The sequence below is a fragment of the Chelatococcus sp. GCM10030263 genome, from assembly GCF_042666455.1.
GTDB lineage: Bacteria > Pseudomonadota > Alphaproteobacteria > Rhizobiales > Beijerinckiaceae > Chelatococcus.
Map to the genome: position 1 here is coordinate 773,312 of NZ_JBHTDB010000005.1, position 25,038 is coordinate 798,349.

Consider the following 25,038-nt stretch of genomic DNA (forward strand, 5'->3'; position numbering starts at 1 on the left):
GCAGACGAATCTCCCCATGATTGCAACTCTGGGATGGCTATGTCTTTGCGTGGGGCTGAGATGGATGCGGGCGTGAACGGCGGCGTTTCGAAGGTTAGGCCTCGAACGCAGGGCAGGCTTCTCGCAGGCGTCAGCGGCGCCGCGCTCGCCCTGTCGCTGTCCCTGCCGGCCGCGGCGCAGACCTCCTGGACCGGCACGACCAGCACCGACTGGACCGATCCAACCAACTGGTCCACCGGCGTCGTGCCCACCAATCTCGACTTCACAAGCATCGAGGCGACATCGCCCAATCCGACAGTCCTGGGTGTCAACGGCGCCGCCACTGGCTCAACCGCAGGCCTTTATGTCAGCAGGGTCGGTGGCGCTGGGACACTTACGATCCAGAGCGGAAGCGTGCTCACGACCACCGGTACCGTTCAAATAGGTACATACAGCCAGAGCGGAACCGTCACCGTTACCGGAGCCGGATCGCATTTCGATTCTACATCGACCGCGGGCAACCTTTTTGTCGGGAACGCAGGCACCGGGACCCTTAACATCGAGAACGGCGGGCTGGTCACGGCCCGTGGTGGCGTGCGTGTGGCGAACTCAGGTGCTGGCACGGTGAACATCAACAGCGGCGGCACGCTGGAGACGACGACCCTCACGCGCGGTTTTGCGGGCAACTGGCAGGTCAATGTCGACAACGGCACGCTGCGAGCTTTGGGCGACAATGCGACATGGGTCGCGTCGGGCTTCACCGGCACGCAGCTCAATATCGCCGCGGGCGGGCTGACGCTCGACAGCAACGGCTTTGCAGTGACAGTGGCTAGCCCGTTCAGCGGCGTCGGCGGCGTGACGAAAGTCGGCGCGGGCACCGTCACCTTCAACACGGCTCAGACCTATACCGGCGAAACGGTGGTCCAGTCCGGCACGCTGGCGCTCACGGGTGCGGGCTCCCTCGCTACCTCTGGCCGCGTGCTGGTTGGCGGTGTTTTTGATATCTCCGGCATCACGGCAGCCGGCACGAGCGTTCAGCACCTCGCGGGCAGCGGGACTGTCGAGCTCGGCGCCAAGAACCTCACAGTCACGAACGCCAACGATTTCTTCGCCGGAACGATCCAGGGTACCGGTGGTCTGACGGTGAGCAGCGGCACCCAGATCCTGAGCGGCGCCAATACCTATACCGGCGGAACGGTGCTGGCAGCTGGGAGCATGCTCCAGATCGGCGCCGGCGGTACCTCGGGCTCAATCGTCGGCGACGTTGCGAATGACGGCACCCTTTCCTTCAACCGCTCGGACGACCTCACCTTCGCGGGCGCCGTCTCTGGTTCCGGCGACCTGACCAAGCGGGGCGGCGGCACTCTCACCCTCACCGGGGACAGCACCTATACCGGAGGCACGACCATCTCCGGCGGCGTCCTGCAGATCGGGGATGGCGGCATCACGGGCTCGATCACCGGCGACGTCGTCAACAATAGCACGCTCGCCTTCAACCGCTCTGACAATATCGCCTTCGCCGGCACCATCTCCGGTTCGGGCGGTGTTCAGAAGCTGGGCGCCGGATGGCTCGTCCTGACGGGCGTCAACAGCTATAGCGGCGGCACCCTGATCTCCAGCGGCACCTTGCTGCTCGGCGACGGCGGCACAACGGGCTCGATCACGGGCAATGTCGTCAATAATGACATATTGGGGTTCAACCGCTCGGATGCCGTGACCTTCGGCGGCACGATCTCCGGCACCGGCGTGCTGCTTCAGATCGGCACGGGCACCACGACCCTGACCGGGACCAACACCTATAGCGGCGGCACATTGATCAGCCAGGGCACGCTGATCGGCTCCGCGACGAGTTTCGGCAGTGGCGGGATCGGCAATTTTGGCGCTCTCGTCATCGACCAGCCGACGGACGCGACCTTCGGCAACGCTATCAACGAGACCGGCTCGTTCACCAAGCGGGGCGCCGGCAGTCTGAACCTGACCGGCGGTGGCACGCTCAGCGGCGCGACCACTGTCGAGGCTGGCAGGCTTTCGGTCAATGGCTCGCTGGCCAACTCGGCCGTCACGGTGCTGAGCGGCGCGACTCTCGGCGGCTCCGGCACAGTCGGCGCCACCACGATCCAGTCCGGGGCGACGATCGCACCCGGAAACTCAATCGGCACGCTGACGGTCAACGGCAATCTCGTGCTCGCGCCGGGCTCGACCTATGAGGTCGAAATCGCCGGTGGCGGCGCTTCTGATCGGATTGCGACTACGGGTTCGGCCACGGTCACCGGCAGCCAGGTCGGGGTCACCGCGCTCGACCCGCAGACGAGCTACATCAACGGCCAGCGCTACACGATCATCACCGCCGCCGGCGGGGTCAACGGCACGGTCGCAGGCGCCGTCTCGCGCTCGGCCTTCCTCGACCTCGCCGTCGAGCACCTGCCCAACCAGGTCGACCTCGTAATCGCGGTCAAGGGCAGCGATCCTGGGCCAGGTCCGGCGCCGACGCCGACCCCGCCGCCGGCCGTGTTCCAGACCGTGGCGCAGACGGGCAACCAATTCTCCACGGCGCTGGCGTTGAACACGCTGCCTCAGGTCGGCGGGACGCTGGCGCTCTACAACAGCCTGCTGATGCTGGACGCAGGCTCGGCCCGCCAGGCCTTCAACGCCTTGTCCGGCGAGATCTATGCGAGCGCCCAGGGCGTGATGCTCGACGACAGCCGCTATATCCGCGAGGCGGTCGGCGACCGCCTGCGCCAGGGGCTCACCCCGGAGGCGGGCCCGCTCGCGGCGCTCGCCCCGGCCGGGCCGGCGCTCGCCTATGCGCCCGCACCGGTGATCAAGGGCCCGCTCGGCAAGGACGAGGCGCAGGTGCCGGCGGTGCTCGCCCCGGCCTATGCGCTCTGGGGCGAGGGCTTTGGCGCCTGGGGACGGCGCGGCAGCGACGGCAATGCATCCGGCCTCGACACCTCCGTCGGCGGCTTCGTGCTCGGCGCCGATGCGCCGGTGGGCGAGGCCTTCCGGGTGGGCGTCGCCGGCGGCTACAGCCGCACCTCCATCGACGGCAACGCGGGCTCCTCGGCCGATCTCGACACCTATTATGCGGCGCTCTACGGCGGCGGCCAGTGGGGCCCGCTCGGGGTGCGGCTCGGCGCAGCCTATAGCTGGCACGATCTCGATGCGACGCGCGCCGTCGTCTTCCCCGGCTTCGGCGAGACGCTGAAAGGGAGCCAGGATGCCAATACCACCCAGGCCTTCGGCGAGATCGGCTATCGCCTAGCACTCGGCGGCGTCGCGCTCGAGCCCTTCGCGGGCCTGGCTTACGTGAACCTCGAGACGGATGCCTTCACGGAAGCGGGCGGCGCGGCCGGGCTCACCGGCTTCAGCGGCAGCGAGGCCGTGACCTTCACGAGCCTCGGCGTCCGCGCGGCGCAGCGCTTCGCGCTCGGCGCCACGACGGCGCTGACGCTGCGCGGCACGCTCGGCTGGCAGCACGCCTTCGGCGACACCACGCCGACCGCGTCCTTCCTCTTTTCCGGCGGCAGCCTGCCCTTCACCGTGGCCGGCCTGCCGGTCGCCGCGGATGCGCTCGTCGTGAAGGCCGGCGCCGATCTCGACATCGGCACGGACGTCACCCTCGGCGTCGCCTATTCCGCCCAGTTCGCCCAGGACGCCCAGGACCAGCAGCTCAAGGGCGTGCTCAACGTGAGGTTCTGAGGGGCCTCACGTAGGGCCCCCCTGACGCGGAACCACTGACAAAGCCGCGTGACCGTCCGAAAAGCGTCGCCGGAAGCGCCGGCGCCTATTCACCCCCGCGCCCGACAGGGCTTTCCGGTCGAGGCGGTCGTGCCCTGGCGGGATGTGGAGCGGGGCATCCGGCCGGATGCGTTCACAACTGAAAAGCCGCCTCGCGCATGAACTGCTCTAAGGCCCCAGCCCTCCGATTGTCGCCTGGCCTCCAACCAGGCGAGAGCGGGGATGAGCGACAATCCCAGCCCATTTCGACCCGCAGACTGCATGGGTGGGAAGCGAGCCTGCGGCGATCGGATACCGCGAAGAACGCCGCCTGACCATCATCGATCCGGCGCACGCCGGCAGCGCGTCCCTGCGACGGCGGCCGACACACTTGTTCCTTTGCTTCGACCCGGTTCCGTGATCCGCGTGGGCAACGGCATCTCGGTGGCGGTGAGGGCAAAGGCAAGTCACAGAGCCCGCCTGCACAGTTCGTGCTCTGGTTGCAACAACTCCAGAGAATCTATCGATCGCGTGGGCGCACCGCACCAGGAATTCTTCTTATTAGAGTATGCAAGATGTGCGTCGAGTGCGACGCGCGTTGCGCGGCCGGCAACACCACCACCGGCCGGCCGGTCGAGGGGGACGAGGATGTCGAAGCGCGCATCGTGGCTCGGGGGTCTGCTGTCGTCCACCTGTTTTACGAGCATCGCCCTTGTGCGGGCGAGCACAGCGGGAGGAACGCCGGCGCGCGGTTCTTCGGGCCATGGCTCCCATGGACGAGCGGCACGCCGGCCATGGCATGGCCGGATGGCTGGACCCCGCGCCTTCCGGCTCGGCTGTGCGCTGGTCCCGGTTCTCACCGCCGCGGCCGTGGCCATGGCGCCTGGACCGGCGCAGGCCCAGACCACGATCGCAACAACGGACGCCAACAACGTTTCCGCTGTCGCGACAGCGGCCGGTGATCTCACAACCGCGATTCAGAACAATGGGAACATCGGCAACGCCCTTGACGCCTATCGAAATGCCCTCGCGGGCCTGTCGCCGGCTTTCAAGAACCAGATCGACACCAACGCCACGGCTTCGGGCCATCTAACGATATCGCCCGGACAGGCGGCGGTCATCTTTGCGACGCCGGGCGCGAACCCCGGCGCCTCGTTGACCTATACCGTCCCACCGTCGGCGGACAACGGCGGCGCCGTCTACGTCGACACTGGCGGGGCGTTATACATCGGGTCTGACGCCGCAGATGACGGGGGCGCAACGTCCTCGGTCGTCTTCTCTGGGAATTTTGCCAACGGCTTCGGCGGCGCGATCTCCAACGACCAGGGCACGGTGAATATCGCCGACAGCAGCTTCCAGGGTAATTCGGCGGGCCAGATCGGCGGCGCGATCTTCAACGGCTCCACCGGCGCGGTGACGATCACGGACGCCAACTTCCAAGGCAACTCGGCCGCCCAAGGCGGCGCGATCGACAACGACGGCACGGTGGCAATCGCCGACAGCAGCTTCAGCGGCAACTCGGCCATCCGAGGCGGCGCGATCTACAACTCCGGCACAGTGACGATCGCCGACAGCAGCTTCCAGAATAGCTCGGCCCAGAACCACGATGGCGGCGCAATCTTCAACGACGGCGGCGCGGTCACGATCGCCGGCAGCAGCTTCCAGAATAGCTCGGCCCAGAACGGCAACGGCGGCGCAATCAACAATCAGTTCGGGACGGTGACGATCGCCGACAGCAGCTTCCAGAATAGCTCGGTCCAGAACGGCAACGGCGGCGCGATCTACAACCACTCCAGCTCGGCCACCATCGCCGGCAGCAGCTTCAGCGGCAACTCGACCACCGGAGAGGGCGGCGCAATCTTCAACGACGGCGGCGCGGTCACGATTGCCGGCAGCAGCTTCGAGAATAACTCGGCCGACGACGACGGAGGCGCGATTTTCAGCCGCGGCGGGAGCGTGGCGATCTCCGACACCAGCTTCCAAGGCAACTCGGCCCAGAACGGCGACGGCGGCGCGATCGACAATGAGGAGGGCGGCACGGTGAGGATCGCCGGCAGCAGCTTCCAAGGCAACTCGGCCCAGAACGGCTTCGGCGGCGCGATCTTAAACGTCGATGGTACAATGACCATCACCAACAGCAGCTTCCAAGGCAACTCGGCTGGGCAGAACGGCGGTGCGATCCTTAACGTCAACGGCACTCTCCATCTGAACGTCTCGGCGAACGGCACGAGCCAATTTTCCGGCAACACGGCCGTCGGTCAGGCCAATTCCATTTATCTCTGGGGTTTGGGAGACTTGAGCACACTCGCCGTCGATATCGGCGACGGCGGCGTGCTCGACATGCGTGATCCGATGGGGGGAGATGCGGGGCTGTCCGGCTTTAGTTCCGGCACCATAAGCATCGCGCAGACCGGTGCGGGCCCGTGGAAGCTCGGCGGAGCGAACATGTTCAGGTCCGTGGACGCCAACAGCAGCACGAGCTTCACGGTGTCCGGCGGCACGCTCTATCTTTACAGTGCGGGCGAGGTGCCGGACGGGACGCAAGCCAACCCGTCCGCCACGGTCGGAGCCGGCAGCATCGAGCTCGACGGCGCCAGTTCCACATTCGCGCTTGGTTCGGGCGCGACGCTGGTCGCGGGCGGCGCCAACAGCATCACCACGGACGGCACGATCGAGATCGCCGACGGCGCCACCATCCGTGGCGGCACGGCGGCGGACAAGGCGCCGGACGCGCTCGTCACGCCCGGCGGCGCGACCTCGCTGACCCTGACGGCAGGGGGCATGAACCAGGTGGCCCTCGACGGCACCGTGACCGTTGCGGCGATCGAGGCCGGCGACAGCTTCACCCTCGAGGCCAATCTCGCCGATGCGAGCGGCAGCACCGGCGGCTTGACGAAGACCGGCGCCGGCAGTGTGGTCCTGAGCGGGACCAACACCTACACCGGCGCCACGACGATCGATGCGGGCACGCTGAAAGGCGGCGCAGCCAGTAGTTTCAGCCAGGCGAGCGCAACCGTGGTCAACACTGGCGGCACCCTTGATCTCGGCGGTTTCGCGCAGGCGATCGACAGCGTGTCGCTCGCCGGCGGCACCCTCCAGAACGGCGCGCTCGCCGGGGCGATCACTTCGACCGGCGGCACAGTGGCGGACCTCAGCGGCAGCGCCAGCCTGACCACGTTATCAAGCCTCACAACCGTGCAGGGCACCAACAGCTACACCGGGCCGACGACGGTGGCGGGCGGCATGCTGGTGGTTGGCGATGATGCCCATGCCGGCGCCTCGCTCGTCAGCGCCGTCACGGTGAACAGCGACGGCACCCTTGGCGGCGTCGGCACGATCGGCGGGCTCGCTGTGGCATCGGGCGGCATCGTGGCGCCGGGCAATTCCATCGGCACGCTCACCGTCAATGGCAATGCGAGCTTCGCGGCGGGCTCGATCTATCAGGTCGAGATCAATCCGGCCGGCCAGAGCGACCTCTTGGCCGTCACCGGCACGGCGAGCCTTGCCGGCGGCACGGTCGCGCTGACGAAGGCGCCCGGCCTTTATGCGCCGGGCACGCGCTACACCATTCTCACCGCCAATGGCGGGGTGAGCGGCGCCTTCGCCGGCCTGACACAGGACATGCCCTTCCTCGATCTGGCGCTCGGCTATGATCCGAACGACGTCTATCTCGACGTCGTTCGCAACACCGTGCCCTTCCCGGCGGTCGGCATCACGCGCAACGAGGTCGCGACCGCCGGCGCGGTCGAGGCGCTGGGGCAGGGCAATCTCGTCTATGACGCGGTGGTCGGCCAGCCCACAGTGGCCGGTGCCCGCCAGGCCTTCAATGCCTTGTCCGGCGAGATCTATGCGAGCGCCCAGGGCGTGATGCTCGACGACAGCCGCTATATTCGCGAGGCGGTCGGCGACCGTCTGCGTCAGGGATTGACGCCGCAGGTGGGGGCACTCGCTGCGCTCGCCCCGACCGGGCCGGCGCTCGCCTATGCGCCCGCGCCGGTGATCAAGGGCCCGCTCGGCAAGGACGAGGCGCAGGTGCCGGCGGTGCTCGCCCCGGCCTATGCGCTCTGGGGCGAGGGCTTTGGCGCTTGGGGGCGGCGCGGCAGCGACGGCAATGCAGCCGGCCTCGACACCTCCGTCGGCGGCTTCGTGCTCGGCGCCGATGCGCCGGTGGGCGAGGCCTTCCGGGTGGGCGTGGCCGGCGGCTACAGCCGCACCTCCATCGACGGCAGCGCCGGCTCCTCCGCCGATCTCGACACCTATTATGCGGCGCTCTACGGCGGCGGCCAGTGGGGCCCGCTCGGGATCAGGCTCGGCGCAGCCTATAGCTGGCACGATCTCGATGCGACGCGGGCCGTGCTCTTCCCCGGCTTCGGCGAGACGTTGAAAGGGAGCCAGGATGCCAATACCACCCAGGCCTTCGGCGAGATCGGCTATCGCCTGGCGCTCGGCGGCGTGGCGCTCGAGCCCTTCGCGGGCCTGGCTTACGTCAACCTCGAGACGGATGCCTTCACGGAGCAGGGCGGGGCGGCCGGGCTCACCGGCCTCAGCGGCAGCGAGGCGGTGACCTTCACGAGCCTCGGCGTCCGCGCGGCGCAGCGCTTCGCGCTCGGCGCCACGACGGCGCTGACGCTGCGCGGCACGCTCGGCTGGCAGCATGCCTTTGGCGATACGTCCCCGACCGCGGCGCTCGCCTTCACCGGCGCGAGCCTCCCCTTCACGGTGGCCGGCGTGCCGATCGCCGAAGATGCGCTGGTCGTGAAGGCCGGCGCCGATCTCGACATCGGCACGGACGTCACCCTCGGCGTCGCCTATTCCGCGCAATTCGCCCAGGACGCCCAGGACCAGCAGCTCAAGGGCGTGTTCAACGTCAGGTTCTGAGGGCGGTCAGAATGCGCAAGGGGAAGCGGGCCGTGTGCGCCCGCTTCACCCTGGGCCACGCCCACCTCCAGCCGGGAGTGTGCACGACGGCCCGCTGATCCCTGGCGAAGCTCGGCTCGCGTATCCGCCCCGCGAGCACCGGCATAAGATCGATATCCCGTGGCAGGGTAGACGGGCATTGCATTTTCTGTAGGATCGTAGAGGTCGGTATCACACCACCGGAGGCGATAATGCTTTTGCTTCGCCGTGCTGCTCTACGCATTGCTGCTCGTGCATCCCTCCGGCCATTGCTCGCGCTCGCCTGCGCCGGCCTTCTGCTGACCTCCTTCGGTTCGTTCCAGAGCTTTGCCGCAAGTCAGCAGGCCGTTGTTTCCGTTGCAATCGCCGACTTCGACAATGACGATACGGCCGGTGAGGACAGCACACGAACCACGGAGCACGCGGCCCGTGTCGACGCCTTTGCCGGGCTTTTGCGCGACCGTCTCACGGCGCAGGGCAAGTACAAGATCGTTTCGCTGACCTGCCCGGCTTCGCCGTGCTCGGCCGGAAAGGTTTCTGCCGACGATCTGCTGCAGGCAGCACGGCAGGCCGGCGCCCGCATCCTGATCTATGGCGGCGTCCATAAGACGAGCACGCTCGTGCAGTGGGCGCTCATGCAGGCCGTGGATTTGCAGCAGGGAAAGCTCATTCTCGATCGCCGGTTCAGCTTTCGCGGGGATACCGACGAGGCCTTTCGCAGGGCGGCTGCCTTCATGGCGGGCTATATGGATGACGTGAAAGTCGCGTCGAATCCCTGATCCGGAGATCGGCTGTCGGCGAGTGGCAAGCCCGCCGCAGGTGAGGGGCCTCGGCTCAGGCGAGTTCTTTCATCAAGCGGTAGAGCTGCGATTTGGCCTCGAAGCCGACGCCCGGGCTCTCGGGAAGCGCGACATAGCCGTCTTGAACGGCGATATTATCGGCAAAGCCGCCGAAGGGCTGGAAAACATCCGGATAGGATTCATTGCCGCCGAGATGCAGGCCGGCCGCGATGTTCAGCGACATTTGATGCCCACCATGCGGAACGACGCGGCGGGTGGACCAGCCGAGTTCCTTCATCACATCCAGCGTGCGCAGATATTCGACGAGGCCGTAGGAGAGCGCGCAGTCGAACTGCAGGAAATCGCGATCCGGACGCATGCCGCCGTAGCGCAGCAGGTTGCGCGCGTCCTGGTGTGAGAAAAGATTCTCACCCGTCGCCATCGGGCCTTCGTAATGCGCGGCGAGCTCGGCCTGCAGGGCATAGTCCAAGGGATCGCCCGCCTCCTCGTACCAGAAGAGGCCATAGGGCCTGAGCGCCTTGGCATAGGCGATGGCCGTATCGAGATCGAAGCGGCCGTTGGCGTCGACGGCGAGATGCCGGCCTTCGCCGACCACGGTGAGAACGGCGTCGATGCGGCGGAGATCCTCTTCGAGCGATGCCGCCCCGATCTTCATTTTCACGACCTTGTAGCCGCGGTCGAGATAGCTTCTCATCTCGTCCTTGAGCTTCGCATGGTCCTTGCCGGGATAGTAGTAGCCGCCCGCCGCATAGACCCAGACCTTTTCGTCGGCCATCCCGTTGCGGTAGCGGTCGGCGAGGAGCCGCCACAGGGGAACGCCGGCGATCTTGGCGATCGCGTCCCATACGGCCATGTCGATCGTCCCGACGGCGACCGAGCGCTCACCGTGGCCGCCGGGCTTCTCGTTCGTCATCAGGGTCTTCCAGATGGCGAAGGGGTCGAGATTGTCGTTGTCGCGATCGATCAGCGTCTCAGGATCGGCGTCCAGCACGCGCGCGATGAAGCGGTCACGCATCAAGGCGCCCTGGCCGTAGCGGCCATTGGAGTTGAAGCCGTAGCCGACGACCGGCTTGCCGTCGCGCATGACATCGGTGACCACCGCGACGACCGAGCACGTCATCTTGGAAAAGTCGATATAGGCATTGGCGATCGGCGAGGCGATCGAGACCGTCTTTTCGCGGATGTCGACGATGCGCATGGCGTCTCCTCAAAGCTCCAGCGCGGCTGCCACCGCCTTGCCGCAGGTCTCCGTATCGGCCTTGCCGCCGAGATCACGGGTTCTCGTCGCCTCATTCTTGAGCGTCGTCTCGATCGCCGCGACGATTGCCCGGCCGGCCTCCTCATAGCCGAGATGGTCCAGCATCATGGCGGCCGTCCAGATCTGCCCGATCGGATTGGCGACGCCCTTGCCGGCGATATCGGGCGCAGAGCCGTGCACCGGCTCGAAGAGCGAGGGAAAGCGCCCCTCGGGATTGATATTCGCCGACGGCGCAATGCCGATTGTGCCAGTGCAGGCGGGGCCGAGGTCCGACAGGATATCGCCGAAGAGATTGGATGCGACGACAACGTCGAAGCGATCCGGATTGAGCACGAAATGCGCGGTCAGGATGTCGATGTGATACTTGTCCCAGGTGACATCTGGATAATGCGCGGCCATTTCTTCGACGCGCTCGTCCCAATAGGGCATGGTAATGGAGATGCCGTTCGACTTGGTGGCCGAGGTTAGGTGCCGACGGGGCCGCTTCCGCGCCAATTCGAAAGCATAACGCAGGATCCGGTCGACGCCGACGCGGGACATCACCGTCTCCTGCACGACGATCTCGCGGTCGGTGCCGGGGAACATCTTGCCGCCGATGGAGGAATACTCGCCCTCCGTGTTCTCGCGCACGACGAAGAAGTCGATATCGCCGGGCTTGCGATTGGCAAGCGGTGCCGGCACGCCGGGCATCAGGCGGACGGGCCTCAGATTGACATACTGGTCGAACTCGCGCCGGAACTGCAGGAGCGATCCCCACAGCGAGACATGATCGGGCACCGTCGCCGGCCAGCCGACCGCGCCGAAGAAGATGGCATCATGCCTTTCGATCCTGGCCTTCCAGTCGTCGGGCATCATCTGCCCATGCTTGGCATAGTAGTCGCAGGAGGCGAAATCGAAATGGTCGAAGGCGAGATCGATGCCGAAGCGTGCTGCAGCGACCTTGAGCACCCGGAGGCCTTCGGGCACCACTTCCTTGCCGATGCCATCGCCCGCGATGACGGCAATCCTGTGCTTCTGCGCTGGCATGATATGTCCTCGACTTGTATGACCGTGGATGCGGTGAAGACCGCCGGATGTGAAGCCATCTTGTTGCACGTCGGGGCGATCCGCAGCAACCGCCGGGCGATCTCGTCCGCCGCGCCGGTCTCTGTTCTGGGGCATTACGGGAGGCGACCGCGGTTGTGCTGGGCGCGTGCGAAGGGGGCTCATCCCCCGAGATATTCGATCTCCTTGCGCAAGCGATCGGTATCCAGACCCATTCCGAGCAAAACCGAAACGAGTACCCGCGCTTTCGGGCCGCTCAGGTCGCCGGCAAAGATGACGCCTCCTTCGGCCAAGCTCTTCCCGCCGCCGCTGCCGTAGATCGGCTTGACGCGTCCGCGCTGGCAGCGGCTCGTCATGACAACGGGGATGCCGCTCTTGACCGCGTCGATGGCGGCGGCAGTGACCGCCGGCGTTGCATTGCCGCGGCCGAAGCCCTCTATCACGATGGCCCTCGCGCCGTTCTCGGCCGCGAAGCGGATGAAGCGGTCGCTCGAGCCCATCACCAGCTTGATCAGCTCCACGCCCTGCTCCACCGCCTCGGCACGATAATTGCGGCGCAGGACGGGCCTGCGGTGAACGATGATGCGGTCACCGTCGACCTCGCCCAATTTGCCATGTTCGGCCGAGATGAAAGTGTCTACCCGCGAGGTATGGGATTTCGTGACGTCGCGTGCGGCATGGAATTCTTGCTCGAAGCAGACGACCGCGCCGAGCCCTGATGCATTCTGCGAAGCAGCAAGTCGAATGGCGTTGGCGATATTGCGGGGTCCGTCCGGATTGGGTTCATCGGCAGCATATTGCGCGCCGGTGAACACGATCGGCTTGTCGGATTGCACGAGGAGGTCGGCCATATAGGCGCTTTCCTCCATCGTATCCGTGCCGTGGGTGACGACCACGCCGTCACAAGCCGGGTCTTGCAGCACCTCGCCGATGCGCCGCGCCAGCGCAAAGCCCAAGGGTAGATCTATGGCATAGCTGCCGACGTTGCAGAATTCTTCGATGGTCACAGTAATCCCGTCGAGCGGGTCGTGAAGCCCGGCGCGCAATTCGGCGCCGGTGACACTGGCGGTGACATGACCGCTTGCGGGTTCAAGCTTGGACGCGATGGTTCCCCCTGTTGTGATCAGACAGACATTGCGCATTGTGGTCCCTCGCTGCAGGCTTCAAGCTGCATAAGTTGGTCAGACCAACAAATCAAGAAGCTACGCATTTTAGGCAGTTAATGCTCGAAAATTGGACATTCTTTCGTGTTGACGGTCAGGCCAAATTGTTCCCTAATAATGAAAGCGCCATTTGGTCTGTCCAAGTGGCGAATGGAGAGTGGCGCGCCAAGGCGCTACCAATGGGGAACGGCAATGTCTGGCAAATTCACCAGAATTCAGTTGGGGCCGACGCGTCGGCAGTTCCTGCAGACGACCGCGGCCGCGGGTGGTGCGGCGATGGTGCCTTCGCTGGGCGGGATGGGGCAGGCTCGCGCGCAAGGTGCGGCGAACACTTTGGTTATTGCCGCTCCGGCGACGCCGCAGGGTCTGGATATCGAATTCGACGTGAGCCTCGGTTCCATCGACTCTCTTGGCGCGCTTTACGAATACATGCTGGCCTACGATAAGATCGAGGATCCCAACGCGCCAGGCGTCCTGCGTGAGGACACCTCGGTGCACACCGACAAGCCGAACAATCTCGCCTTGCGCGGCAGGCTTGCCGAGAAATGGGAGATGGCCCCGGACGGACGCAAGGCAACCTTCAAGCTTCGTGAAGGCGTCGTGTCCAACTGGGGTAACCGGTTTACGTCCAAGGACGTGAAATGGACTTGGGACCGCAAGTTCAACCTCAAAGGCCAGGGCCTGTTTCAAACCGCCGTCCTTGGCCTGAAGTCGCCCGATCAGATCAAGGTCGAAGGCGATTACGTGGTCTCGTTCAACCTGGACCAGCCGAATCCGCTTCTGCTCAAGCAGCAGTGCAATCTCGCCAATCCGATCTATGACGCCACCAAATGTGCGCAAGTGGGCGGCACGGATGACCCCTGGGCGGTCAATTTCCTGAAGAACGACAGTGCCGGCTTCGGCCCCTATCGGCTCTCGCAACTCGTACGCGGCCAGCAGGCCGTCTTCGAAGCGCGCGACGATTACTGGGACGAAAAGCCCTTCATGAAGCGCGTGATCATGCGCGAGGTGCCCCAGTCGTCGAGCCGCTTCTCGCTGCTGCAGGGCGGTGCTGTGGATATCGCGCAATTCCTTCAGCCGCGTGAGCTCGAAGCGCTGAAAAAGCAGCAGAACGTGGCTGTCGATGCTGTGGATTCATCCTACATGATCTGGCTGGAGCTCAATGCCAAGATCGCGCCCTTCGACAATGTCGACGTGCGCCGCGCTGTGAACCTCGCTATTCCGCGCGATGAGATTATCCGCACGATCTACTATGGGTATGCGGATCAGCAAAAGGCGCCGATGCCCTACATCTATCCGATGGCCGATGAGAGCTTCTTCACCTATGGCTATGACCTCGCCAAGGCGAAGCAAATGCTGGAAAAGGCAGGCGCATCGAAGCTGTCGACGACCCTATCCTACAACGCCGGCGACCCGACGCAGGAGCCTATAGCGCTGCTCATTCAGACCTCGCTCCGGCAAATCGGCATCGACGTAACCCTCGAGAAGCTGCCGGCCGGCGTGTTCTACGAGAATGTGACCAAGCGCGCCAAGCCGATGATTTTCTATCTCGACTCGCCTTGGACGCCGGATCCCGGCTATTCCACATATCTCTATTTCAACTCTGAAAGTTATGTGAATTATTCAAACTACAATAATCCTGAGGTCGATCAGCTGATCAAGGATGGCCTTGCTACCTTGGACGACAACGTCCGCAAGGAGAAATACACGGCTGTCCAGAAGACCTTGATGGACGAGGCGCCCTGGGGCTTCATTGCCTATCCGCAATATACATTGGCGCGGAAGGCCGGGCTGAAAGGCTTCACCTATTACACGTCCAATAACCTGCGGTTCCAGGACTTCTCGCGGGGTTGATTATGCCCGCCTTCCGCGGGGCTCAGCCCCGCGGGAGATCAATCGATGTCGGAAGGGCGGCGATGTTGTCGAAGCTTGGCCTTGTTGCAAGGCTGGCGGTCATCCGGCCGAGATTTGCAATCGGCTATCTGATCGTCATTGCCATTACGCTGCTCGCGATTCTGGCGCCGGTCATCGCCCCTTATTCCCCCACCGAGGCGGACTCGGCGAATTTTCTTCAGCCGCCGAGCGCCGCCCATCTCTTCGGCACCGACAATGTCGGCATGGATATCTTCAGCCGGGCGATCTATGCGCCGCGCATCGATCTCACGATCGCGGTTCTCGGAACCCTGCTGTCGGCGCTGACCGGCGGCTCGCTGGGTGCGGTCGTCGGCTTCTACAGCACCGGGCGCGGCATCCGCGTCTGGCTTTCTTTCGCCGTCATGCGCGCGGCCGACGTTCTGCAGGCCTTCCCGGTCTTCGTCTTTGCGATCGCCCTGGTGGCGAGCCTCGGCCAAAGCATCCAGACGGTCGTGCTCGCGATCGCCTTCGTGAATGCCCCGATCTACTTGCGGCTCATGCGCTCGCAGGTGCTGAGCATCCGCGCGATGCGCTATGTCGAGGCCTCTCAGGTCAATGGCCTCTCCGATATGCAGACGATCCTTCGCCATATCGTCCCGAATGCCATGGCGCCGGTGCTCGCACAGCTGTCGGTCAATATCGGCTGGGGGATTCTGTTGACGTCCGCGCTGTCCTTCGTCGGCGCGGGCGTGCGCGCTCCGACGCCGGAATGGGGCAGCATGATCGCCATGGGCTTCCAGAATGTCGTCACGGGGCAATGGTGGCCCTCGATGTTCCCGGGCGCCATGCTGGCGATCACCGTTTTCGGCTTCTCGCTGGTGGGGGCGTCGATCGAGGTTCTCGCCGACCCTGCCAAGCGGCGCGAGCTCTTGAGCGAAGTGCGCGAGCGGCGCCTCGGTCACCCTGCGCCGGCGGAGCCCGCCTGATGCGCATCGTCGCCTATCTCGCAAAGCGGCTCGTCTTCGTCATTCCGCAACTGCTCGGCATCGTATTGGTCAGTTTCTTGCTGGTTAAAAGCATTCCGGGCGACCCGGCCGTGCTGATGCTTGGGCCGACGGCCACACCATCGGCCATCGCCGCCCTGCGGCAGCAGCTCGGGCTCGATCAGCCGCTCTACATGCAATTCCTGATCTATGTCGGCAATTTGCTTCACGGCGATCTCGGCACATCCTGGCAAACGACACGACCGGTGCTGGAAGACCTGCTGCAGCGCTTCCCGGCGACGCTCGAGCTCGTCACCTTTTCCCTCCTTCTGGCGATCATCATCGGCGTCACCTTGGGGGTCTATGCCGCACGCAAGCCCAACGGGTGGGTGGCGCGGCTCTCGGATCTCTACGGGCTTAGTGCCGGCGCGCTGCCCGATTTCTGGTTTGCGCTGGTCCTGATCTTCGTCTTCTACACACTGCTCGGCTGGGCCCCGGCCCCGCTCGGGCGCATCGACATGGTGGTCCTTCCGCCGGCGCCGATAACGGGCGCATTGACGGTCGACGCCCTGCTCGCCGGCGACCTCGAGGCCTTCTGGTCGGCATGCGCCCATCTCGTTCTGCCCGTGCTCACGCTCGGCCTGCTCAATGCCGGGCCGATCCTGAAGATGACGCAGGCGACGATGGAGAAGATGCTGGAGGCCGACTTCAGCCGTTACGAAGTGCTCTGCGGCGTTCCGCAGAACCTGGTGGTGCGCCACGCCTTGCGCAACGCCCTTCCGTCGATCGTCACCATCATCAGCGTCCTTTATGGTTTCCTGATCGGCGGCGCCGTTCTCGTCGAGATCATCTTTTCCTGGGGCGGCGCGGGACAATATGCAGTGCAGGGCGTGTTGAACTCCGACATCTACCCTGTGCTCGGCTTCGTTCTGTTCTCGGCGATTTTTTCACTCATCGTCTATATCGCGGTCGACCTTCTCTACGTCCTGCTCGACCCGCGTATCAGCCATTAGTGCGAGGATGTCCTTGGTCACAGCAGAAGTCACCACGCATCCACGCAGCGCCGCCAGCGAGGCAGGCCGGCCGCTCATCGAGATTCGGAATCTGCGTGTGACTTTTCCCTCCGGCAGCCGGGAGCCGAAGGAGGTCCTGAAAGGCGTCGATCTCGCGGTTCAGCCGGGCGAGATCCTCGGCCTGGTCGGCGAAAGCGGCGCCGGAAAGACGACGCTCGCGCGCTCGATCTTGGGCGTGCCGCCGGGGCCGGGGCGCATCAGCGGTGGCGAAGTGCATTTTCAGGGCCGGCAGATCCTCGCCCTGCCGGAAGCTGCGCTGCGGCGCCTGCGTGGGCGCCATCTGTCGGTTGTCGTGCCCAATCCTCGCGCCGAGCTCAACCCTCTGCTCGCCGTCGGTGATCAGATCGCGTCGATGGCGAAGATCCACCTGCAGGTGAGCGGCACGGAAGCACGGAGGATGGCGCTGCAGATGCTGCGCGATGTCCAGATCCCGGACCCCGAACGGCGGATGGCGGCCTATCCGCACGAACTGTCCGGCGGAATGGCGCAACGTGTCGTCATCGCCATGGCGCTCATTTGCAATCCGGCATTCGTGATCTCCGACGATGCCACCAGCGGGCTCGACGTCACCGTTCAGGCGCAGATCCTGGCATTGCTCACCAAACTCGCCGCCGACCACGGCAGCGCGATGCTCTTCATTACGCGCGATGTCGGCATCACCGCGCATTTCTGCGATCGCATAGCCGTGCTCTTCGCAGGCGAGATCGTGGAGGTCGCCTCGCGCGAGCAGCTGTTCCTGCAGCCCGCCCATCCCTATACGCTGATGCTGCTCGCCGCCTTCTCGCATAGCCCTAAGTTGCGCGACAGCTGGAGCGTGCAGGAGACCGGCCGGCGGCGCGAGCCGAGCGCCGGCTGCCAATATGCCAACCGCTGCCCGATCGCCCAGCCCGTGTGCCGGACGCAGAAGCCGCCCCTCGTCGAGATCGAAGCCGGGCATTTCGCGCGCTGTCTTTTCCCCGTGAGGCACGCATGAGCGCGATCCTGACCATCGAGAATCTCTACAAGCGGTTCCCGATCGCCGGGTCCAAGCAGGTCGTCCAGGCGATCAACGGCGTCAGCCTGTCGATCGAGCCGGGCGAGACATTGGGCCTCGTCGGGGAGAGCGGCTCCGGCAAGACGACGGTCGGGCGGTGCATCGCCGGGCTCATTGAGCCGAGCGGCGGCACTATCTGCTTTCACGGCACGGATCTGGCTGAACGCAAGCAGCATCGCCAGGCGCTTCTCGGAAAGATCCAGTTCGTGTTCCAGGAGCCGAACGAATCGCTCGATCCCCGCATGAAGATCGGCGAGACGATCGGCGAGCCCCTGCTGCCGCTAAAACTCGATCGCGAGACGCGGCGGCGCAAGACCGTGGATGCGCTGAACCTCGTACGGCTCGATCCCGAGCTTCTCGATGCCTATCCCTCCGAACTCGCCTCCGGCCAGCAGCAGCGCGTGGGGATAGCGCGCGCCATGGTGACGGGGCCGGAACTGGTCGTGCTGGACGAGCCCACCTCGGCGCTCGATCCGACCGCGCGCGCCGAGATCATCGATCTGTTGCGGCGGATCCAGGCCGAGCGCAATACGGCCTATCTTTTCATATCGCACGACCTGTCGACGGTGCGCTTCATCAGCCATCGCGTCGCCGTGATGTATCTCGGCATGATCGTGGAGCAGGGAAGCGCCGAGACGGTCTTCAACCGTCCGCAGCATCCTTATTCGAGCGGATTGCTGTCGTCGGTCATGCTTCCGCATCCCCATCTGAAGATCGAGAGCAGCGTCAGCCTGAAAGGCGAAATACCGAGCCCCATCAATCTGCCCAAGGGCTGCTTTCTCGCCTCGCGCTGCCCCTTCGTCATCGACCGCTGCCGACGCGAGATGCCGCCGGCCGAAATCGTTGGCGAGCGCCATTCCGTCCACTGCTTCCGCCATGCGGACGTCGCCGCGTCGGTGCCGGCATCCGACACCTTCAACGTCTTCATGCGGGAAGCCGAACGCATACTCGGCCGGGCGGCACCAGACAGCCCCGCGGCTCCGCCTCAATAGTTTCCAACCCAAGCACGACGGGAACAGCAACATGTCAGGACGTCTCTCAGGCAAGAAAGCTCTGGTCACCGGTGGGGCAAGGGGAATCGGCGGGGCGATTGCGACAGCCTTCGCGCGCGAGGGCGCCGACGTCGCCGTGCTCGATCTCAAGCTCGATGCGGCCCAGGCGCGGGCTTCGGCCTTGAAGGAGTTCGGCGGGACGACCTTTGCAGTCGCCGCCGATGTCAGCGACGAAGCGCAGGTCAAGGCCGCGGTTGCAGACGTCGAAGCTGCGCTCGGTCGCATCGATATCCTCGTCAACAACGCCGGCATCGACACGACATCCGTGGTCGCCGAGATGAGCACGGCGATGTGGGATGAGATGATGGCCGTCAATCTGCGCAGCGTGTTCCTTTGCACGCGCGCTGTGCTCAAGCCGATGATCGCCCGCAAGTCCGGACGCATCATCAATATCGCGTCCCAACTCGGCCATAAGGGTGCACCCGAGATGGCTCATTACGCGGCCGCCAAGGCCGGCGTCATCGGCTTCACGCGTTCACTCGCCTATGAAGTCGCGCGCGACGGCATCACCGTCAACGCCATTTGTCCCGGCCCGATCGAGACCGATCTGTACAAGGCGCTTCCGGAAGACTGGAAGAAGCGAAAGCTGGGCGAGCTGCCAATCGGCCGCGCCGGAAGCGTCGATGAAATCGCGCCGACGGCCGTGCTGCTCGCCTCCGACGAGGGGGCTTATTACGTGGGCGCGACGATGAACCCGAACGGCGGTGACGTGATGATCTGACCGTGGTCAGTCCGGTGAATGGTTCCATCCCGATGCATGTTGTTCTAGCTACAGGCCAGCAACTTTGCTGCGGGGGGCGCCATGACCAAACATGATGTGCAGGACGCTCGAGGGAAAGCGGTCTTTCCCCTGCCGGAGCAGCGGGAGCGTCGCGAGCCGGGCGGTGCGGTCGCCCAGGCGACCGTCGCCGCCTTGCAGGCCATGATCCGCGATGGCCAACTGCGCCCGGGCGACGTCTTGCCGCCGCAACGCACCCTGGCCCGGGACCTCAAGGTCAGCCGGGCGACATTGCGCGAGGCGCTATCGATCCTTGCGACCATTGGCGAGATCGTAGCGCGGGAAGGGGGGAGGGGCTTCGTCTGCGCCGATCCCTCCGACGTGGGGGCCAGGCCGTCATGGCGATTTGCGGCGCGGTATTCGCTCCGCGAGGTCTATCAATTTCGATATGTCGTGGAGAGTTATGCGGCGGAACTGGCCGCCGTCGGGCATACGGAGCAGGAGATCGTCGATCTGAAGGATTGCGCACTCGCCTTCCGCAAGGCGGCCCGCGCCAGCGATCTTGCCGCCTATGCGCAGGCGGATTTCGATTTTCACAACCTCATCATGCGCATTTCGCGCAATAATCTCCTGGTGGACATGCACCAGACCTTCGCGAGCGTGCTGCTCGAAAGCCAGCGGCTGCCGACGGAGCGGCCCGGCAATCTGCTGGTCGCCGTCCAGGAGCACGACCGTATCGTGGAAGCCATCTCCATGGCCGATCCCGATGGCGCGAACTACTACATGCGAAAGCATATCAGCATGGCGGGAAGCCGGGCCGGGCTGCCACCGTCAGAACTGCCTTAGCCTTGGACACCCCTGCGGCCCAGGGACATCGAGCAAGAGAGGACAGAGAAATGGCGAAAGAAATATTCGTATCCTATGGGGTGGATGTCGATGCCGTCGCCGGCTGGCTCGGCTCTTATGGCGGCGAGGATAGTCCTTGCGACATATCCCGCGGCACTTTCGCTGGGAAGGTTGGAAGTCTGCGCCTGCTTCGCATGTTCGAGAAGTGGGGCATCAAGACTACGTGGTTCATCCCCGGCCATTCCATCGAGAGCTTCTGGGACGAGATGAAGCAGGTCGCGGATGCCGGCCACGAGATCGGCATGCACGGCTACAGCCACGAAAACCCGATCGCCATGTCGCCCGAGCAGGAAGAAGCGATCTTCGACAAATGCGTCGATCTCATCACCAAGCTCTCGGGCAAAGGGCCTCGCGGTTATGTCGCGCCCTGGTGGGAGTTCGGCTCCAAGACCAATGAGCTTCTGAAGCAGAAGGGCGTCTTCTACGATCATTCGCTGATGCATAACGACCATCATCCCTATTACGTCACCGTCGGCGATGAATGGACGAAGATCGACTATTCGAAGCACCCGTCTGCCTGGATGAAGCCTTACACGCAGGGTGAGGAGACCGATCTCATCGAAATTCCGGCCTCCTGGTATCTCGATGATCTTCCGCCGATGATGTTCATCAAGGCCTCGCCCAACAGCCATGGGTTCGTCAACCCGCGCGACATAGAACAGATGTGGCGCGACCAGTTCGACTGGGTCTACGAAAACTATGACTACGCCGTCTTTCCGCTCACCATTCATCCCGACGTGTCTGGCAAGCCGCATGTGTTGAAGATGCACGAGAGGATCTTCGATTATCTCAAGGGATTCGATGGCGTGAAATTCGCGACGATGGAGGAGATCGCGACCGATTTCGCCAAGCGCTATCCGCGCAGCGGCGCCGCGCGGCCGAAATCCTGAGGCTCAGCTGCCCCGTTGGGCGGTCCGCTTGAGGGAGCGGGCCGTCGCCGCGGGCGACAGGATCAAATCGGCCTGAGATCGCAAGTTGACGTTCGCCGAGCCGATGACGGGAGACCCGGCATGAAGGAAAAGGCGCAGACCGTGCTCGACTTCCAATCCGTATCCAAGCGATACGGAGCGACGGTCGCGCTCGACGACGTCTCCTTCGCGTTGCAGGCGGGCGAGGTCTGCGGCCTGCTCGGTGAGAACGGCGCGGGCAAATCAACGCTCGTGAAGATCCTGAGTGGCGTGGTAACGCCCGATTCCGGCAGCATTCACCTGCGCGGCAATCCCTTCCGGCCGCAAGGCATTCTTGATGCTCGCGCGGCCGGGGTGGCGACGGCCTTTCAGGAACTCAGCCTGATCCCGACACTCTCGGTGGCCGCCAATCTCTTTCTGCCTCGTCCCAGGCTCAACAGGCTGGGCCTCGTGTCGACCCGCAGCATCGAAGGTGAGGCGGGTGACATCCTCCGCAGCTATGGGATTGCCGACATCGCGCCGTCGGCTCTCGTCGAGCACCTGCCACTCGGCCTGAGGCAGAAGGTCGAGATCGTCAGAGCCCTTCGCCATCGCCCGGCCGTTCTCGTCCTCGACGAGGCGACTGCCGCCCTGTCCGACCGCGAATGGCTCTTTGGGCTCGTCGATGACGTCGTCCGCGGCGGAACCTCGGTCCTCTACATCAGCCATAAGCTCGACGAGATACGCCGGTTGTGCCGACGCTGCGTTATCCTGCGCAACGGCAAGAAGGTGCTGGAGAGCGACGTTGCCGCGATGAGCGACGCGGCGATTTTCAGCAGCATGGCTGGACGCTCGGCGGTCGAGGCCTTCGTGCGCGCGCCATCGGCGGTGCGGCCGAATGCGAAACCGGTGCTCGAGGTCAGCCGTCTCAAGGGGCCGGGCGTCGATGACGTGAGCTTCTCCCTGGCGCCGGGTGAGATCCTGGGCGTCGCAGGGCTCGAGGGTCATGGACAGTCCAGCCTGTTCAAGTCGCTGGTCGGCCTGTCGCCATTGGGCGAGGGCACGATCGCTGTGAATGGCACACCGGTCACGATCCGTTCGCCGCGGACGGCACGCCGGCTGGGGGTGACGCTCGTTCCCGAGGAGCGCAAATCGGAGGGGTTGTTCCACGACTTGACGACCCAAGCGAATATCTCGCTGCCCGTCATCAACGAAGCGAGTCCACTCAACCTCGTCAATCGGTCGAGGGAGCGGCGGGTTGTCGAGGCTGTGCTTCCGGCGGTGAACTTGTCCCAACGCTATCTGCCGCTCAACATCGGCGCTCTGTCCGGCGGCAACCAGCAGAAGGCGGTGCTGGCGCGCGCCTTGCTCACCGGCGCCAAATGCCTGCTGCTGTTCGATCCGACGAGGGGCGTCGACGTCGGCGCCAAGCAGAACATCTATGCCATGATGCGTGCCTTCGTGCGGGACGGCGGCGCGATCCTTTTCTACTCGACGGAGCTCGACGAGATCGTCCAGCTCTGCGACCGTTGTCTGGTTCTTTATCGGCATGCGATCGCCGGCGAATTGGATCTCGAGGTCTTGTCGCAGGACCGCATCCTGTCGCTTGCCTCCGGATATCGCAACGAGGCGCGGCTTTCTGCCGTCGAGGAGGCATAGCGATGGCGAGCCTGGTGGCCTGGAGGGAGAGACGGACTTTGGGTGGCGGCGCCATGGCCGCCACCGGGCTGCTGCTGGTCATGTTCGCGGTCTACGCGCTGCACGAACCCTCCGCGCTTTCCATGTTCGGGATGAGCAATCTCCTCAACAATATGATCGTCCTTGCGCTGGCCGCCGCCGGTCTGACGCTGGTCGTGCTTTGCGGAGAGCTCGACTTGTCCGGCCCCGGCATCATCGCCATCGCCAATGTCGTCGTTGCGACCACGAGCGCCGGCAGTCTGGGGCCGCTGGGCAGCTTTGTGGCCGTTCTCGCCATCGGCCTGGTCGTCGGCGGCCTCAACGGCGTCCTGGTCGCCTATCTCCGCCTGCAGTCGCTCGCCGTGACATTGGGCACCTTGATCGCCTGCCAGGGCATCGCACTGCTCATTCTGCCGGCGCCCGGGGGCGAGGTGGTCGAAGAGATCGCCTATGGCATTACCGGCGATCTCTTCGGTGTGCCCGTGCCTGCAATCCTCTTGGCGCTCGCGCTCGCATTCTGGCTCCTGCTCAAACAGTCCCGCCTGGGCATTGCGCTCTATGCTGTCGGAACGGACGAGGCGGCCGCGCGCCTCTCGGGCCTGAACGTCAGGGCAACCAAGCTCCTCGCCTTCATTCTCGCCGGCCTCTTCTACGCGCTCGCGGGCTTCGTCTTCAGCGCCGAGATCGGTTCGGGCGATCCCAGAATCAGCGATTCATTTCTGCTGTTCATGTTTGCCGCCGTCGCCATCGGCGGGACCTCTCTCATGGGTGGACGCGGAGGCATCGTCGGCACGCTGGCCGGCGCCGCTATTCTCACCGTTTTGCAGAAAATGTTGTTCGCGCTTGGTGTCGCCGACTTCTACACCAACATTTTCAACGGGATCATGATGATACTGGCAATCCTCTTCGGCCAGCTCTCGGCGCTTCTGGCGCGCGGCCCCCGCGGGAGGCAGGCCCGATGACGGACGAGAAGATCACGACGCCCGCCATCGCGCAGGATCTCGCCGAGGCCGCCGCCATCAGGCGTGGCGTCATCGCACCCGAGCTCGTGCCGGCGCTGATGGTGTTCGCCGCGACTGCGCTCCTCGTCATCGGCATGAAGATCGCCAATCCGAGCTTCGGCTCCTTCGAGCAGCTGACCGCCATCCTGGTGACGGCCATCTTCCTCGTGGTCGCCTCATTCGGCCAAGGGCTCGTCATCCTCCTCGGCGGGATAGACTTGTCTCTCGGGGTGGTTATCGGCATCGGCGGCATGATGATCGCGGACCTGACCCGCGGCAGCAACGACGCGCTGCTCTATGCCATTCCTCTGACGCTCCTGAGTTGCCTCGGCATTGGACTGATCAATGGCGTGGGCGTCGCCATCGCCAAAATGCCGCCCTTCATCGTGACGCTCGCCTCGGGCATCACTTTCTTCGGAGTCGCCCTCGGTTTTACGGCGGGCAATTCGCAGCAGGCGGTCGCACCGGCCCTGCAGCAGTTCATGAGCGGCCGGCTGTTCGGCATTCCCTATCCGATCTTCTTTACCGCTCTGTTCGTCCTCCTTGCCTGGCTCTTCCAGAACCGCAGCGCCGAGGGCCGCAAGCTCTACGCGATCGGCAGCAGCCCGGGCGCTGCCCGGGTGCTCGGCCTTCCCATCGCCGCCCTGACGATCGTCGTGTATGCGATCAGCGGCTTGTGTGCCGGCATTACCGGAATTCTTCTTGCGGGTTATTCGTCGAGCGCTACCCTCGATATGGGTAATGCGCTCCTGATGCCCAGCATCGCAGCAGTCGTGATCGGGGGGGCGCGTGTGACCGGTGGCTCCGGCATTTACCTCGGCACCTTCGCGGGAGCACTTTTCCTGAGCACGCTATCGACGGTCATCACGACGCTCAGCCTGTCCCAGGGATTTCGCGATCTGGTGCAGGGCGGAATTATCATCATCGCTTTGCTGCTCCAACAGGGGCGGTTGAACCTGCGAGGCCGCTGATCGGCGGGCGCTTTACGCACAGAAAA

General features: G+C 64.7%; 17 protein-coding genes. 14 read left to right on the top strand and 3 right to left on the bottom strand.

All coding sequences use genetic code 11. The features are described from left to right. Positions 1-72: 72 nt before the first annotated feature. From ACFQU1_RS13795 to ACFQU1_RS13805, 3 genes are all read left to right on the top strand, one after another. Entirely contained in the window at positions 73-3,678 is a 3,606-nt protein-coding gene (locus tag ACFQU1_RS13795; RefSeq protein ID WP_378133421.1) for an autotransporter domain-containing protein, read from the top strand. A gap of 825 nt (positions 3,679-4,503) precedes the next feature. After that, complete coding sequence (locus ACFQU1_RS13800) at positions 4,504-8,574, top strand: autotransporter domain-containing protein (protein ID WP_378133423.1); 4,071 nt, start codon at positions 4,504-4,506, stop codon at positions 8,572-8,574. Between the two features lie 230 nt (positions 8,575-8,804). Continuing rightward, a complete protein-coding gene (locus ACFQU1_RS13805; RefSeq protein ID WP_378133425.1) occupies positions 8,805-9,371 on the top strand; it encodes a DUF2380 domain-containing protein in 567 nt (188 codons plus the stop codon). A 55-nt stretch (positions 9,372-9,426) separates the two neighbouring features. On the opposite strand, the gene ACFQU1_RS13810 is transcribed toward ACFQU1_RS13805, so the two are convergent. The 3 genes from ACFQU1_RS13810 to ACFQU1_RS13820 all read right to left on the bottom strand — a co-directional run bounded on the left by ACFQU1_RS13810 (position 9,427) and on the right by ACFQU1_RS13820 (position 12,836). After that, entirely contained in the window at positions 9,427-10,590 is a 1,164-nt protein-coding gene (locus tag ACFQU1_RS13810; RefSeq protein ID WP_378133427.1) for a mandelate racemase/muconate lactonizing enzyme family protein, read from the bottom strand. A gap of 9 nt (positions 10,591-10,599) precedes the next feature. Then, entirely contained in the window at positions 10,600-11,676 is a 1,077-nt protein-coding gene (locus ACFQU1_RS13815) for a tartrate dehydrogenase (RefSeq protein ID WP_378133429.1), read from the bottom strand. A 179-nt stretch (positions 11,677-11,855) separates the two neighbouring features. After that, on the bottom strand, positions 11,856-12,836 hold the full coding sequence (locus tag ACFQU1_RS13820) for an asparaginase (RefSeq protein WP_378133431.1): 981 nt from the start codon (positions 12,834-12,836) through the stop codon (positions 11,856-11,858). A 213-nt stretch (positions 12,837-13,049) separates the two neighbouring features. On the opposite strand from ACFQU1_RS13820, the gene ACFQU1_RS13825 reads away from it, so the two are divergent. The 11 genes from ACFQU1_RS13825 (at position 13,050) to ACFQU1_RS13875 (ending at position 25,012) form a co-directional block, all read left to right on the top strand. Then, positions 13,050-14,711 carry an ABC transporter substrate-binding protein gene (locus ACFQU1_RS13825; RefSeq protein WP_378133433.1) on the top strand — a complete coding sequence of 554 codons (1,662 nt, stop codon included), beginning with the start codon at positions 13,050-13,052 and terminating at the stop codon, positions 14,709-14,711. Between the two features lie 62 nt (positions 14,712-14,773). Next, positions 14,774-15,697, top strand: a complete 924-nt coding sequence (locus ACFQU1_RS13830) for an ABC transporter permease (RefSeq protein WP_378133435.1) — start codon at positions 14,774-14,776, stop codon at positions 15,695-15,697. Continuing rightward, positions 15,697-16,707, top strand: a complete 1,011-nt coding sequence (locus ACFQU1_RS13835; RefSeq protein WP_378133437.1) for an ABC transporter permease — start codon at positions 15,697-15,699, stop codon at positions 16,705-16,707. The genes ACFQU1_RS13830 and ACFQU1_RS13835 overlap by 1 nt, the downstream gene beginning before the upstream one ends. Positions 16,708-16,720: 13 nt before the next feature. Continuing rightward, positions 16,721-17,740: an ABC transporter ATP-binding protein gene (locus tag ACFQU1_RS13840; protein ID WP_378133439.1), complete on the top strand. Its 1,020-nt coding sequence runs from the start codon at positions 16,721-16,723 to the stop codon at positions 17,738-17,740. Beyond that, the gene (locus ACFQU1_RS13845; protein ID WP_378133441.1) at positions 17,737-18,792 is read left to right on the top strand and encodes an ABC transporter ATP-binding protein; all 1,056 of its coding nucleotides are present in this window, start codon (positions 17,737-17,739) and stop codon (positions 18,790-18,792) included. Before ACFQU1_RS13840 ends, ACFQU1_RS13845 begins: the two co-directional genes overlap by 4 nt. Positions 18,793-18,823: 31 nt before the next feature. Further along, positions 18,824-19,573, top strand: coding sequence for an SDR family NAD(P)-dependent oxidoreductase (locus tag ACFQU1_RS13850; RefSeq protein WP_378133443.1), 750 nt, complete (start codon positions 18,824-18,826; stop codon positions 19,571-19,573). A gap of 81 nt (positions 19,574-19,654) precedes the next feature. After that, positions 19,655-20,416, top strand: coding sequence for a FadR/GntR family transcriptional regulator (locus ACFQU1_RS13855; RefSeq protein ID WP_378133445.1), 762 nt, complete (start codon positions 19,655-19,657; stop codon positions 20,414-20,416). A gap of 50 nt (positions 20,417-20,466) precedes the next feature. Further along, positions 20,467-21,366 carry a polysaccharide deacetylase gene (locus tag ACFQU1_RS13860; RefSeq protein ID WP_378133447.1) on the top strand — a complete coding sequence of 300 codons (900 nt, stop codon included), beginning with the start codon at positions 20,467-20,469 and terminating at the stop codon, positions 21,364-21,366. A 120-nt stretch (positions 21,367-21,486) separates the two neighbouring features. After that, positions 21,487-23,022 (top strand): sugar ABC transporter ATP-binding protein, encoded by a 1,536-nt coding sequence (locus ACFQU1_RS13865; RefSeq protein WP_378133449.1) that lies wholly within the window; start codon positions 21,487-21,489, stop codon positions 23,020-23,022. Between the two features lie 2 nt (positions 23,023-23,024). Continuing rightward, positions 23,025-24,002, top strand: coding sequence for an ABC transporter permease (locus ACFQU1_RS13870; RefSeq protein ID WP_378133451.1), 978 nt, complete (start codon positions 23,025-23,027; stop codon positions 24,000-24,002). Then, positions 23,999-25,012: an ABC transporter permease gene (locus tag ACFQU1_RS13875; RefSeq protein ID WP_378133453.1), complete on the top strand. Its 1,014-nt coding sequence runs from the start codon at positions 23,999-24,001 to the stop codon at positions 25,010-25,012. The genes ACFQU1_RS13870 and ACFQU1_RS13875 overlap by 4 nt, the downstream gene beginning before the upstream one ends. Positions 25,013-25,038 lie beyond the last annotated feature (26 nt).